General features: G+C 74.0%; 11 protein-coding genes. 8 read left to right on the top strand and 3 right to left on the bottom strand.

Annotated features, from left to right (window positions below; translation table 11 throughout):
* From NLU66_RS16165 to cls, 3 genes are all read left to right on the top strand, one after another.
* The gene (locus NLU66_RS16165) at positions 1–1,350 is read left to right on the top strand and encodes an MFS transporter (protein WP_259360622.1); all 1,350 of its coding nucleotides are present in this window, start codon (positions 1–3) and stop codon (positions 1,348–1,350) included.
* A 156-nt stretch (positions 1,351–1,506) separates the two neighbouring features.
* Positions 1,507–2,436: a Bax inhibitor-1/YccA family protein gene (locus NLU66_RS16160; protein WP_259360621.1), complete on the top strand. Its 930-nt coding sequence runs from the start codon at positions 1,507–1,509 to the stop codon at positions 2,434–2,436.
* A gap of 75 nt (positions 2,437–2,511) precedes the next feature.
* Positions 2,512–3,999, top strand: coding sequence for a cardiolipin synthase (gene cls, locus NLU66_RS16155; RefSeq protein ID WP_259360620.1), 1,488 nt, complete (start codon positions 2,512–2,514; stop codon positions 3,997–3,999).
* A gap of 1 nt (position 4,000) precedes the next feature.
* Here the strand turns inward: cls and NLU66_RS16150 are convergent, their stop codons facing one another.
* Entirely contained in the window at positions 4,001–4,807 is an 807-nt protein-coding gene (locus NLU66_RS16150) for a hypothetical protein (protein WP_259360619.1), read from the bottom strand.
* A gap of 36 nt (positions 4,808–4,843) precedes the next feature.
* On the bottom strand, positions 4,844–5,764 hold the full coding sequence (locus tag NLU66_RS16145; RefSeq protein ID WP_259360618.1) for a hypothetical protein: 921 nt from the start codon (positions 5,762–5,764) through the stop codon (positions 4,844–4,846).
* A 152-nt stretch (positions 5,765–5,916) separates the two neighbouring features.
* Here NLU66_RS16145 and thiD point away from each other — a divergent pair, with 152 nt between their 5' ends.
* A complete protein-coding gene (gene thiD, locus NLU66_RS16140; protein ID WP_259360617.1) occupies positions 5,917–6,795 on the top strand; it encodes a bifunctional hydroxymethylpyrimidine kinase/phosphomethylpyrimidine kinase in 879 nt (292 codons plus the stop codon).
* Between the two features lie 23 nt (positions 6,796–6,818).
* Here thiD and NLU66_RS16135 read toward each other — a convergent pair whose 3' ends face one another.
* Positions 6,819–8,051 (bottom strand): glycoside hydrolase family 3 N-terminal domain-containing protein, encoded by a 1,233-nt coding sequence (locus NLU66_RS16135; protein WP_259360616.1) that lies wholly within the window; start codon positions 8,049–8,051, stop codon positions 6,819–6,821.
* A gap of 62 nt (positions 8,052–8,113) precedes the next feature.
* On the opposite strand from NLU66_RS16135, the gene NLU66_RS16130 reads away from it, so the two are divergent.
* The 4 genes from NLU66_RS16130 (at position 8,114) to NLU66_RS16115 (ending at position 13,141) form a co-directional block, all read left to right on the top strand.
* A complete protein-coding gene (locus tag NLU66_RS16130) occupies positions 8,114–8,725 on the top strand; it encodes a hypothetical protein (protein WP_259360615.1) in 612 nt (203 codons plus the stop codon).
* Positions 8,722–10,884: a prolyl oligopeptidase family serine peptidase gene (locus NLU66_RS16125; protein ID WP_259360614.1), complete on the top strand. Its 2,163-nt coding sequence runs from the start codon at positions 8,722–8,724 to the stop codon at positions 10,882–10,884. The genes NLU66_RS16130 and NLU66_RS16125 overlap by 4 nt, the downstream gene beginning before the upstream one ends.
* Positions 10,881–12,248, top strand: coding sequence for an alpha/beta hydrolase (locus NLU66_RS16120; RefSeq protein WP_259360613.1), 1,368 nt, complete (start codon positions 10,881–10,883; stop codon positions 12,246–12,248). Before NLU66_RS16125 ends, NLU66_RS16120 begins: the two co-directional genes overlap by 4 nt.
* A gap of 77 nt (positions 12,249–12,325) precedes the next feature.
* On the top strand, positions 12,326–13,141 hold the full coding sequence (locus tag NLU66_RS16115; protein ID WP_259360612.1) for a hypothetical protein: 816 nt from the start codon (positions 12,326–12,328) through the stop codon (positions 13,139–13,141).
* Positions 13,142–13,152 lie beyond the last annotated feature (11 nt).

Raw genomic sequence — 13,152 nt, 5'->3', positions numbered from 1 at the left:
ATGACCACCATCGACGACCAGACCGGCACCGCCGTCACCCGGCCCGCCGAGCCCACCACCCGGACCGGCGTCCACGCCGCCCTCACCCCCGCCCGCCGCCGCCTCGCGCTCCTCGCGATCGCCCTCGGCGGCTTCGGGATCGGCGGCTCCGAGTTCGTCTCCATGGGCCTGCTGCCCGGGATCGCGGACTCCCTCCTCCCCGGCCTCATGGCCACCGACCCCGAGCGCGGCATCGCCCACGCCGGCGTCGCCATCTCCGCCTACGCCCTCGGCGTCGTCGTCGGCGCCCCCGTGCTGGCGCTGCTCTCCGTGCGGTGGAGCCGCACCTCGATGATCGTCGCCATGGCGGGGGCCCTCGCCGTGGGCACCCTGCTCTCCGGCGTCATGCCGACCTTCGAGCTCACCGTCGCCGCGCGCTTCCTCGCCGGCATCCCGCACGGCGCCTACTTCGGCGTCGCCTCCCTGCTCGCCGCCTCCCTCATGGGCCCCGGCAACCAGGGCAAGGGCGTCGCCTTCGCGCTCTCCGGCCTCACCGTCGCGAACCTCGCGGGCGTCCCCGTGCTCACCGCCGTCGGCCAGGCCCTCGGCTGGCGCGCCGTGTACCTGCTGCTCACCCTCGTCTTCGTGCTCACCGTCGTCGCGCTCCTGCGCACCGTCCCGCGCGAGACCAAGGTCGAGGGCCGACGCATGGTCGACGAGCTCGCCGCCCTGCGCCGCCTCCAGCTCTGGATCATCATCGGCATCGCCGCGATCGGCTTCGCGGGCGCCTTCGCCGTCTTCAGCTACATCGCGGACATCACCACGCGCGTCACCGGCGCCCCCGCGGCCGCCGTGCCGTGGGTGCTCGTCGCCGCGGGCCTCGGCATGACCATCGGCAACCTCGTGGGCGGCGCCGGCACGGACCGCTCCCTCGAGAAGACCCTGCTCATCGGCTTCCCGCTGTACATCGCCTCGCTCGTGGGCCTGTTCCTCGTCGCGCACACCTCGCTCACCGCGCTGATCGTGGGCTTCTTCCTCGTGAACCTCACGAACTCCGTGCTGAACCCCGCGATGCAGACCTGGCTGATCCGCGTGGCCCGCCGCTCCGAGGTGCTCGGCGCCTCCCTGAACCACGCCGCGTTCAACGTCGCCAACGCCCTCGGCGCCGCGCTCGGCGGCGCGGTCATCGCGGCGGGCTTCGGCTACCAGGCGCCGATGGTGGTCTCGATCGTGCTCTCCGTGCTCGGCTTCGTCATGGTCTCCGGGACGCTCGTCGCGCTGCGGGTGCGCGCCCGCAGCACCCTCCGGACCCTCCGCGAGAACGAGCTGCCCGTCACCGGCTCGATCCCCGCGGTCACCGTCGACGCCTGAGACCCCTCGGGGGTTCGCGCTGAGCGGAGCCCGCACCCAGCCACGATGCGGGAATGCCCGATACAGTGAACGGGTCGGCATTGTCGGGACGCTGGAGAACGGCACCTCGCGACCGGCACCGGCCCGCCACGACGTCCATCTGAGGAGCCCTCGCCCATGGCACGCCACAACATCATCCTCGGCCAGGACAAGGCCGTGCGGAACGCGTCCCCCGCGCCGCAGTTCGGCCAGTCCTCGCAGCAGAGCGCCTACGCCCAGCCCGACTCCCGCACCCAGTGGTCCTCCGGCTTCGGCCCGCAGGCCTCCCAGGCCCCGCAGTTCGGCGGCCAGCAGCAGGAGGACCTCGAGGCGATCTACGCCCGTCCCTCCGCGACCGGCCACGACACCGGCCGGATGACCATGCGGGACGCCCTGAACGCGATCACCGCGACCCTCGGCGTCATCGTCGTCATCGGCTTCGTCATCGCGGTCACCCCCGCGGTGCTGAGCTCGGTGGGCGGCAGCGCCGGTGCGCAGACGGGCCTCCTCATCGCGGGCGGCGCGACCGCGATCGGTGCGATCGGCGGCCTCGTGCTCGGCCTCGTCAACGCCTTCAAGCGCGAGCCCTCCGCGATCCTCGTGCTGCTCTACGCCGTGGCGGAGGGCCTCCTGCTGGGCGGCATCTCCGGCACGATGGAGTACCGCTTCCCGGGCATCGCGCTGCAGGCCGTCGTCGGCACCCTCGCCGTCGCCGTCACCGTGCTCGTGCTCTTCCGCGCCGGGATCCTGCGCACCTCGCCCACGCTCACGAAGATCTTCGCGGTCGCGATGATCGCGTACCTGCTCTTCGGCCTCGTGAACATCGGCTACCTGCTCTTCACCGGGCAGAGCCTCCGCGACGGCCTGCTGGGTCTCGTGATCGGCGGCCTCGCCGTCTGCATGGCCTCCTACTCGCTCGTCATGGACTTCGAGGACGTCCAGCGCGCCGCCAACGCGGGCGTCGCCCGCACGTACGCCTGGCGCTGCGCCTTCGGCCTCGCCGCGACCCTCGTGTGGCTCTACATCGAGATCCTGCGCATCCTCGCGATCCTGCGCGGCAACGACTGACCCCGCGCATTCCGTAGGCTGAGCGGCGGGTCCCCGGTTCCGGGGGCCCGCCGCTCCGTCGTGAAGGGAGTGCCCGTGCAGGGTCTCTGGCAGTGGATCACCGAGCACGGCGTCGTCGTGGGCACCTACGCCCTGCTCGTCGTCGACATCGTCCTGCGGATCGTCTCCCTCGCGGTGGTGCCCCGGAATCGGCGCCCCGGCTCCGCGCTCGCCTGGCTGCTCGCGATCATGGTCCTGCCGATCGTGGGCTTCCCGCTGTACCTCCTGCTCGGCAAGGCCCAGCTGCCCCGCGCACGCCGCGAGAAGCAGCAGCAGGTCAACCGCCTCATGCGGGTGCGGGCCCAGGGCATCCCGGACAGCGAGCTCGACGAGGACAGCCCCAGCTGGCTGCAGTCCGCCGTGCGCCTGAACCGCGAGCTCGGCGCGTTCCCGCTCGTCGGCAACAACGACGTGGAGCTCGAGATCGACTACGAGACCTCCCTCGCCCGCATGGCCGCGGACATCCGCACCGCCCGTGAGGACGTCAACGTGCTCTTCTATACGATGGGGCTCGACGAGGTCACCGCCGACTTCTTCGGTGCGCTCGGCGAGGTCGCCGACCGCGGCGTCACCGTGCGCGTGCTCTACGACCACTGGGGGTCGGTGAGCCACCGCCGCGAGTACAAGGCCATGCGCCGCTTCCTCGACGCCCACGGCATCGCCCACTTCCCGATGATGCCCATGCGCCCCTTCCGCGACGGCGCCTTCCAGCGGCCGGACCTGCGCAACCACCGCAAGCTGCTCGTCGTCGACGGCGAGCGGGGCTGGATGGGCAGCCAGAACCTCATCGCCTCCCACTACGACAAGCCCGCGAACATCCGCCGCGGCCTGCACTGGCAGGAGACCATGGCCCGGCTGCGCGGGCCGATCGTCTCGGAGCTCAACCTGCTCTTCGCGACGGACTGGTACTTCGAGTCCGACGAGGTGCTCGAGGACGAGGACCTCGTGCGCCGGGCACCGGACACCTCGGGCACCTACGAGTGCCAGCTCGTGCCGAGCGGTCCGGGCTTCGTGCTCGAGAACAACCTGCTGCTGTTCAACCAGCTCTTCTACTCCGCGCGCCACCGCATCTGCGCCGTGAGCCCGTACTTCGTCCCGGACGAGTCGATGCTCGCCGCCCTCACGACGGCAGCGAAGCGCGGCGTCGAGGTCGAGCTGTTCGTCTCCGAGATCGGGGACCAGTTCCTCGTCTTCCACGCCCAGCGCTCGTACTACACGGCGCTGCTCGAGGCGGGGGTGCGGATCCACCTCTACCGGGCGCCCACGATCCTCCACGCCAAGCACGTGACGATCGACGACTCGGTGAGCGTGATCGGCTCCTCCAACATGGACATCCGCTCGTTCCTGCTGGACATGGAGAGCTCGATGATGGTGGGCGGCTCCGACTTCATGGAGCGCATGCGCGAGGTGGAGGACGTCTACCGCTCCCGCAGCCGGGAGCTGACCCTCGAGGAGTGGAAGGAGCGGCCGGCACCCATGATGCTGCTGGACAACCTGTGCCGGCTCGCCTCCTCGGTGGTCTGAATCAGCCGGAGAGGCCGGTGAGGGAGTCGTACGCGGTGTTCTGCGCCTCCTCGTGCTCCGTGACGCCGACGGCGACGTCGGAGACGAAGGCGGAGGGACCCTCGGGCGTGCTGATGACGGCGACCATGATCCGCGTGCCGTCGGTCTTCTCGAGCGTGTCCTGGCCGAAGTGCAGCACCCCGGTGGTGCGGTAGCCGGACATGCCCGCCACGGTCACCGGCTCGGTCACCTGGTCCTGCACGGAGCGTCCCGAGGTGCCGTCCCAGATGGCGCTGTTGGAGACGAGGCACGCGAAGATGCGCTCCGCGGCGTCGCGGTCCCCGGGGTACTCGACCCCCGGCTGCCACTCGACCTTGCCGACCGCGACGGTGGAGTACCAGGTGCCCTCGACCTTCGCCGCTGCCCGGGACGCGTCGGTCACGAAGTTCGCCTGGGTGGTGTCGGTGCGGTCGTCGAAGCCCTTCGGGGGGATCATCTCGAGGCCGCCGCCGCGCAGCTTGCCCGAGGGGTTCTTCGAGCTGCGGGCCTGGTCGGGGGACCAGCACCGCTCCTCCTCCGCGGCGCTGGTCGCCTCCGTGGTCTGCTCGGTGCTCGCGCTCGCCGACTCCGTGGTCGCCGTCGCGCTCGCCGTCGGGTCGCCGCCGCCGGAGCCGGGACGCAGCACGAGATAGCCGACGGTCGCCCCGACGATCAGCAGGAACACGACCGCGAAGGCGAGGCCGCCGATGAGCAGCGGCATGCCGCGGCCGCCGCCGGGTCGCTGGGGCCCGGTGCCGGGGCTCGTCGTGGTGCTCGGTCCGGTGTGCATCGATGCTCCTGAAGGGCGGTCCGGTGGGGCGGGGCGTCAGTCGACGACCTCGAGGCTCGCGATGATGTCCTCGAGGTTCTGGACGTGGTCGGGGTGGTCGGCGGCGACGTCGGAGGCGAGGGCGCTGGGACCGTCCGGGGTCTCCACCACGATCGAGGTGACGATCGAGGCGCTCGTGCTGCTGAACTGGTCCTGGTCCTCGAAGTGGTAGGTGGCCTGCACGATCCACGCCGGCTGGCCGTCCACCGTCGTCGGCTCGGAGCGGTGGTCGGTGACCTCGGGGTTCTCCCCGAAGCCCACGAGCACGCCGGAGGTCGTCGCGTAGCACTGGAAGATCGTCACGGCGGCCTGCTCGAGGCCGGGGTAGCCGCCCTCGTCCTCGGTGAACTCGACCTTGCCGAGGTTGACGACGCTGTACCAGGAGCCCTCGACGTTGCGGCCCTGGGAGCCGACCTCGGACATGTAGGGCAGCGAGCTCTCGCTCCACGGGTAGTCCCAGCCGTCGGGGGACGTGTACTGGAGGTTCCCCCCGCGCACCGTCCCCGGATCGGCGGCGGCGGCCGGCGCGTACTCCGGCATCGTGCAGTCCGTGGTGGGCGCCTGCGTGAAGATCGGGGGCGGCGGGGCGAGGGACGGGTCCTCCTCGTTGGGGACGTACTCCTCGTGGCCCTCGGCGCTGCGCGACGCGGTCGAGGAGGCGACGGTGCGCTCCTCGTCGTCGAGGCCGCGGAACACGGTCTGGGACAGCACGAGCGCCCCCACGGCGAGCAGCACGAGCGCGGAGCCGATCACGGAGAGCACGAGCACGAGGGTGCGGCGCCGCGCGCCCTCGGTGGGGCCGACGGGATCGTCGCCGCCGTGCTCGTAGTCGGGGAGCCCGTCGGGGCCCGACCCGACGAAGTCGGGCAGACCGGAGGCGGAGCCCATGCCGGTGCCCTGATCCTGCGTCGGCGACATCCCGCCTCCCCTCACCCCTGGTCCGGCGGTCCCGATCGTGCCGCCCGGGGGCGATTCTCGCACGGGCGCGCGCGGTGCACGGCGAGCGCACGCCCATCGAGTCACCAGGACCCGCCGCTAGACTCCCCGCCAGCGAACGAACGGAGAACCCCATGCGCCCGCCCCTCGTCCTCACCGTCGCCGGGTCCGACGCCGCCGGCGCCGCCGGCGTCCAGGCGGACCTCAAGACCTTCACCGCCCTCGGCGTCTACGGGGCCAGCGCGATCACGCTCGTCACCTCCGTGGCCGGACACGGACCGCGCGGCACGCACCCGCTGCCGCCGGACGTCGTGCGCACCCAGATCGACGAGGTCGTCCGCGACCTCCACGTGGACGTCCTGAAGATCGGCGCGCTCGGCACCGCCGCGATCGTCCACACCGTCGCGGACGCCGTGCGCACGCACCGCGACCGGTTCGGGCCGATCGTGCTGGACCCGGTGATGATCGCCTCCGACGGCGCCCCGCTGATCTCCGCCGAGGGGGCCGACGCGCTCCGCTCGGAGCTCGTGCCGCTCGCGACCGTGCTCACCCCGAACCTCGCCGAGGCGGCGCAGCTGCTGGGCCGCCCGCAGGCGACGACGATCGAGGAGATGCGCGAGCAGGCCCTCGCCCTGCAGGCGCTCGGCCCGCAGGCCGTCGTCATGAGCGGCGGGCTGCTGCCCCCGGAGGACGACGCCGTCGACGTCGTGGTCCATCCCGGCGGCACGGACCTGCTGCGCGCCGAGCGCGAGGCGGGCCGGCACGTCGCCGGCGCGGGGGCGACCTACTCCGCCGCGATCGCCGCGCAGCTCGCGCGGATCGCGGACTTCGACCGGGCCGGGGAGCTCGAGGAGATCGGCGAGGAGGGCGAGGACGACGACCTCGCGACCATCATCGCGACCGCCCGCGAGTTCGTCGCGAGCGCGACCGCGCACGCCGCGGACTGGGAGATCACCCGCTCCGCGCAGGTGCGTCGGCCGCTGAACCACCTCATCACCCTCGACAAGAGCTGACCGCCCCCGGGCGGCGCGGGCGGTCAGGAGCCCAGCAGGCCCCGCTTCTCCTTGAGCGCGAGCATCCGGCCCGCGGACTCCCGCACCCGGGCCGCCTGCTCGGGCGACTCCTGCGCCCAGGCGGCGATCGCCTCCGCGAGCTCGGCGGCGATCGACGGGTCCGCGGTGAGGACGACGTCGCCGCCCGCGGCCAGCAGGCGGGTCGCGCGCTCCGCGACGGGGACGTCCGCGACGGCCTTCGCGGCGCCGATGTCGTCGGTGACCACGAGGCCGTCGAAGCCGAGGCTCCCGCGCAGCAGGTCCGTCACCACGGCGGAGGAGAACATCGCGGCGTTGTCCGGGTCGATCCGCGGGTAGACGGCGGAGGCGAGCATGACGGCGTCCGCACCGGCCGCGATCCCCTCCGCGAAGGAGTCCAGGAACGGGTCCTCCGCGCTCGTGGTGGCGTCCTCGATCCCCTCCGCGGAGAAGTCGGTGTTCTCCCGCACCCGGCCCAGGCCCGGGAAGTGCTTGAGGGAGGCGCCCACCCCCTGCGCGTCGAGCGCCTCGACGGCCGCGCGCACGCACGCGCCCACCTGCTCAGGGTCCGTGCCGAAGCCGCGGTCCAGCGCGCCGACGGGCCCGTTGTCCTCGTCGAGCTCGGGGTCGACGACGTCCGCGACGGGGGAGAGCGCCAGCGGGATGCGGCGCGCGGCGAGGTCCTCGCCGATGCTCGTGTAGGCCTCCGTGACCGCCTCCGCGCCCTCCTCGCCGAGCCGGGCGGCCGAGGAGGTGCGGCGGGCGGCGCTCCCGCGCAGCATGCGCACCTGCCCGCCCTCCTGGTCCACGGCGAGCAGCGGGGGGAGGTCCTCGCGGCCGCCGTCGAGGGCGGCGTCGACGACCTCGTCCACGGCGTCGGCGGACTCCCACACGCCGAGCAGGAAGAAGCCGCCCACGGGATGCTCCTCGAGCAGCTCCGGGTCGATCGAGGTGCCCGTGCGCACGCCCACCATGACGAGCTGGGCGGCGAGGTCGTCCTCGGAGAGGTCCTCGAGCAGCAGCTCCGCGGCGCTCGGCGGGGCGGGGGTCGTGGGCTCCGCGGTGGCCGCGCCGTCCGAGGCGCCGCCGCCGTCGGAGGAGGCCCCGCCGGAGGCGCCCCCGTCGGACGTCCCGCCGTCGGCGGAGCCGTCGGAGCCGCCGCCCGCGGTGCACGCGGCGAGGGCGGGCGGCAGGGAGAGCGCGAGGGCAAGGGCACGGCGGCGGGGGAGGGAGGACATGACCTCGAGTGTTCCACGGCTCCCCGTGACCGGGGACACGGGCGGGACCGTAGTCTGGCCCCATGCAGGACCTCCCCGTCACGATCCCCCCGCAGGAGCACGCCCAGGCCGCCGCGATCGAGCGCGCCACCGGCACCCCGCTCGCCGAGTGGACCGCGCGCCTGGACGCCGCCGGCGCGCGCGAGCTGGGCCACCGGGAGATCGCCCGGCTGCTCGTGGACCGCCACGGCGTCGAGGAGTGGTGGGCGCAGGGCGTGACCGTCGCCTACGAGCAGGTCGTGGGGCTGCGCGTCGTGGGGCAGACCTGCGAGGGCGACTTCGCCGTCTCCGCCTCCCGCACCGTCCCCGGGGACATGGACGCGGTGCTCGCCGCCTGGAGCGCGTTCATGACCCCTGGGCGCCGCGAGCGCCTCCGGCTCGAGGAGCCCGCGATCAGCGAGACCGCGCGCTGGCGCTACTGGCGCGCCTCCGGGCTCGACGGCTCCCGCGCCTCGATCAACATCTGCGCCAAGGACGAGCAGGGCGGCCGCCCCCGCTGCACCCTCGCCGTCGCCCACAAGGGCATGGAGGACGCCGACCAGCGCGAGGCCTGGAAGGCCGCCTGGAAGCAGACCCTCACCGATTTCACCGACAGCCTCGCCACCACCACGGACACCACGCAGGAGCAGCGATGAGCACGACCCCCACCCCGTCCCTGCCCGCACCGGACGGCTCCTCCGACCCGCACCTGTGGCTCGAGGAGGTCACCGGCGAGAAGGCCCTGGACTGGGTGCGCGAGCACAACGCGCGCGCCGAGGCGGAGCTCGACGCGGTCACCGACGAGGACGGCGCGCCGCTCGCCGCGACCCTCCAGCAGGAGATCCTCGAGATCCTCGACGCGAGCGACCGCATCCCCGGCGTCACCCACCGCGGCGGCCACCTCTACAACGTGTGGACCGACGCCGAGCATGAGCGCGGCCTGTGGCGCCGCACGACGCTCGAGTCCTACCGCACCGAGGAGCCCGAATGGGAGGTGCTGATCGACGTCGACGCGCTCAACGAGGCCGAGGGCGAGGACTGGGTGTGGCACGGCGCCCGCCTGCTGCGCCCCGCCCCCGGGCAGCCCTACCGGCGCGCCCTCGTGGACCTCTCCCACGGCGGCTCCGACGCGGACACGACCCGCGAGTTCGACCTCGAGACCCTCGCCTTCGTGCCCGCCGCCGAGGGCGGCTTCGAGCGCCCCGAGGCGAAGGGCAGCCTCGCCTGGATCGACGAGGACACCGTGTGGGCGTCCACGGACTTCGGCGAGGGCACGCTCACCAGCTCCGGCTACGCCCGGCAGGCGCGGATCTGGCGCCGCGGCACCCCGCTCGACGAGGCCGAGCTCGTGCTCGAGGTCGCGGAGTCCGACCTCGCGGCCTTCGCCTCCCACGACTCGACGCCCGGCTGGGAGCGCGACTGGGCGCTGCAGGCCCACGCCTTCTACGACCAGACCCTCCACCTCGTCGAGGGGATCGGGACCGAGGACGGCGTGCGGCTCACGACGATCGACGTGCCGCGGGACCTCGAGGCGAGCGCCCACCGCGACCTCGGGATCTTCTCCCCGCGCAGCGACTGGACCGTGGGGGAGCAGGTGTTCCCCGCCGGCTCCCTCGTGGTCGGCGACTTCGCCTCCTTCCTCGACGGCGAACCGGACCTCCACCTGCTCTTCGAGCCCACGGACTCCACCTCCCTCGACGGCATGACCATCACCCGCAGCACGATCGTGCTCTCGGTCCTCGAGGACGTCGTGCATCGGCTCGAGGTCCACCACCGCGACGAGGACGGCGCCTGGGTCAGCCAGGACCTCTACCCCGAGCTGCGCGGTGCGCTCGGCGTCGCCGCCTTCGACGCCGACGAGGACGACCGCGTCTGGATCACCGTCACCGACTTCGTGGAGCCCACGGCCCTGCTGCTCGGCGACCTCGCCGAGGTGCCCCACGGCGGCGCCCCCGGCGAGCTCGAGACGATCAAGCGCGCCCCGGCCCGCTTCGACGCCGAGGGCATGGACGTCACCCAGCACTTCACGACGAGCGAGGACGGCACCCGTGTGCCCTACTTCGAGATCTCGCCGCGCGGCGCCGAGCAGGCCGCCGAGGCCGGCACCCCCGTGCCCACCCTGCTCTACGGCTACGGCGGCTTCGAGGTCTCCCTGACCCCGAGCTACCTCGGTCCGATCGGGAAGGCCTGGCTCGAGCGCGGCGGGCGGTACGTCATCGCGAACATCCGCGGCGGCGGCGAGTACGGCCCCCGCTGGCACCAGGCGGCGCTCACCGAGCACCGTCACCGGGCCTATGAGGACTTCGCCGCCGTCGCGAAGGACCTCGTGGAGCGCGGCGTCACGGACCGCGAGCACCTCGCGGTGCGCGGCGGCTCCAACGGCGGGCTGCTCACCGGCAACATGCTCACCCGGTACCCCGAGCTGATCGGCGCCGCCGTGATCCAGGTGCCGCTGCTGGACATGAAGCGCTACTCGCACCTGCTCGCGGGCGCCTCCTGGATGGCCGAGTACGGCGACCCGGACACCGAGGACTGGGAGTTCGTGCGCACCTTCAGCCCGTACCACCTGCTCGCCGAGGGGGTCGAGTACCCGCCCTCCTTCGTGCTCACCTCGACCCGGGACGACCGCGTGCACCCCGGGCACGCCCGCAAGCTCACGGCGGCGCTCGAGTCCCTCGGGGCGGACGTCCGCTCCTTCGAGAACATCGAGGGAGGGCACGGCGGCGCCGCCACGAACGAGCAGGCCGCACGGATGAACGCCCTGCTCTACAGCTTCCTGTGGAGCACGATCGGGCGGGACGAGCCCGCCGCGTGAGGTCCGTCGACCTCTTCGAGCGCTCCGCGCAGGACGACCTGCTGCTGCTGCGCGGGGACGTCATGACCGTACTGCGGGAGATCTCGGGGAAGGACCCGCGGCTGTTCCCGCTGCGGTACGCCCGGCGCACGCCGCGCCATCCGCGGCCGCAGGATCTCGAGGCCGCGCGCCGCGCCGGGGTCGCCGCCCCGCAGGTGCCGCTGCTGCTGATCCCCGACGGGCCCGGCCGCGCCTCGGTGCTGCCCTACGACCGCCTGCGCCGCACCCTCAGCGACCGCGGCGTGGACGTCATCATGATGGAGCACCGCGGGGTGGGGCTCTCGCGTCAGGACGGCGCGGGCCGCGACCTGCCGCGCCACGGCATGCGCCTCACGGAGGTGCTCGCGGATCTCGTCGCCGTCCTCGACCACGCGCACGTGCCGGAGGCGGCCGTCTACGGCGCCGGCTACGGCGGCCATCTCGCGCTCGCCCTCGCCGCGCACCACCCGGAGCGCGTCGCCTCCCTGGTGCTGGACTCCCCGCTCATCACCCCGGACGACGAGGCCGCGGGCCGGGACGCGCTGCGCGCCGCCTACTGGGACGGGAGCGTCCCGGCGACCTCCTCCACGGCGTCCGTGCTGCGGCGGCTCGTGGAGGAGGGGCAGGTGGAGGGCCGGCATGCGGGAGCAGTGGTCCTCGCGGTGCACGAGCACGGCGGGCCCGCCGCGGTGCGCGACCTCGTGGACCTCCTCGCCCTGGGCCGCGGCCGCCTCACCTGGAGCAGCGTGCGCCAGGTGCTCGCCCAGGACTGGCTGCAGTCCACCCCGTACGTCGACGAGCACGACCTCGTCGCCCCGATCGCGCACACCGAGCTCGGGTACGGGCACCATGCCGACGGCGGCCCGCTGGACCCGCTGGGTCTCGCCGCCTCGCAGGGCCACGGGGTCCCGCCCTTCGCGGGGGAGCCCTGGGACATGCCCCGCCTCGCCGCGGGGATCACCACGCCGACGCTCGTGCTCGCGGGGGAGCGGGACCTCGTGCGGCCCCCGCACCTCTCCCGGGCGCTCGCCGCGGCGATGCCGGAGGCGACGATGCTCGAGGTGCCGGGCGCGGGCCACGTGCTGCTCGAGTCGCGCACGCCGCTCGCGCAGGTCGCCGCCCGCTGGGCCGTGAGCGGGGCGCAGACGCAGCTGCCCCGCCTCACCCGGTCGCTCGCGGCGCTCCCCGCGACGCCCGCGGACCAGACCCTCGCAGGCGGTCTCCGGCTCGCGCTCGCCGCGGAGCGGTACTCGCCGTGGCGCCTGCGCGTGGAGTCCGCGCGCACACGACGGCACGAGGCGGCGGTGGACCCGACGGCCCGGCGCAGCCGCTTCGTGAAGCTCTGAGGTCGTGCCCTCCCGACCCCGCGTGACCTGCGCGGACCCCGGTGTCGGAGTCCGGAATCTCCCGATACCCTGTGCGCATGCGCCGTCGAGCCACCGGGATCCGCAGCTCCCTCCCCCTGCCGCCGCGCCGCCGCACGCCCGTGCTCGCGGCCGCCTCGTGCCTCGTCCTCGTGGGCGGGCTGACGGGTGTCGGGCTCGCCGGCTTGGGACCGCTCGGCGCTCTCGGCGGATCCTCAGCACAGGACGGCGCCGGCAGCGCCGTGGCCTCGACGCCGCCGTCCGCGTCGCCGAGCACCTCGCCGTCCGCCTCGGAGGAGCCGACGACGGACGAGCCGACGACCGAGGCGCCCACGACGGAGGCGCCCGTGACCGAGGCGCCGACGACGGACGCACCCGCGGTCGAGGAGCCCACCGCCCGGGAGACCGCGGCCGAGGACACCGCCCCCGTCGAGCCGGCGACCACGCCCTCGACGCGGAGCAGCACGACGCGCGGCACCGACGGGGACCACGGATCCTCGGGGTCGGGGTCGGGGTCGGGGTCGGGGTCGGGGTCGGGGTCGTCCGGCGGGAAGGGCGGCTCCGGTGGCCAGGGCGGCTCCGGTGGCGGCGGCACCGGCGGGTCGAGCACCCCGTCGGAGACGGAGGAGCCCGCGAGCCCGACGCCCTCCGAGCCGGTCGAGCCGGAGCCCGCCGATCCCGATCCCACGACGCCGGACCCCACGGTGCCCGATCCCGATGACGGCACGCCGACCGGCGGCACCCCTGGCGAGGGGACGCCGTCGGAGGGGACCGGCGATCCGGGGGAGCCGGGCGAGGGCACGTCGACCGGCTCGGCCTCACCGGTCACGGATCCCGCCGCGAGGACGGGCGCCGGGACGGGCGCGGAGGGCTGAGGCCCGGCCCG

The organism is Brachybacterium sp. NBEC-018 (genome assembly GCF_024860185.1).
Taxonomy (GTDB): domain Bacteria; phylum Actinomycetota; class Actinomycetes; order Actinomycetales; family Dermabacteraceae; genus Brachybacterium; species Brachybacterium rhamnosum.
The sequence above is the reverse complement of the archived record's forward strand: the minus strand, read 5'-3'. Positions and strand labels throughout refer to the sequence as shown.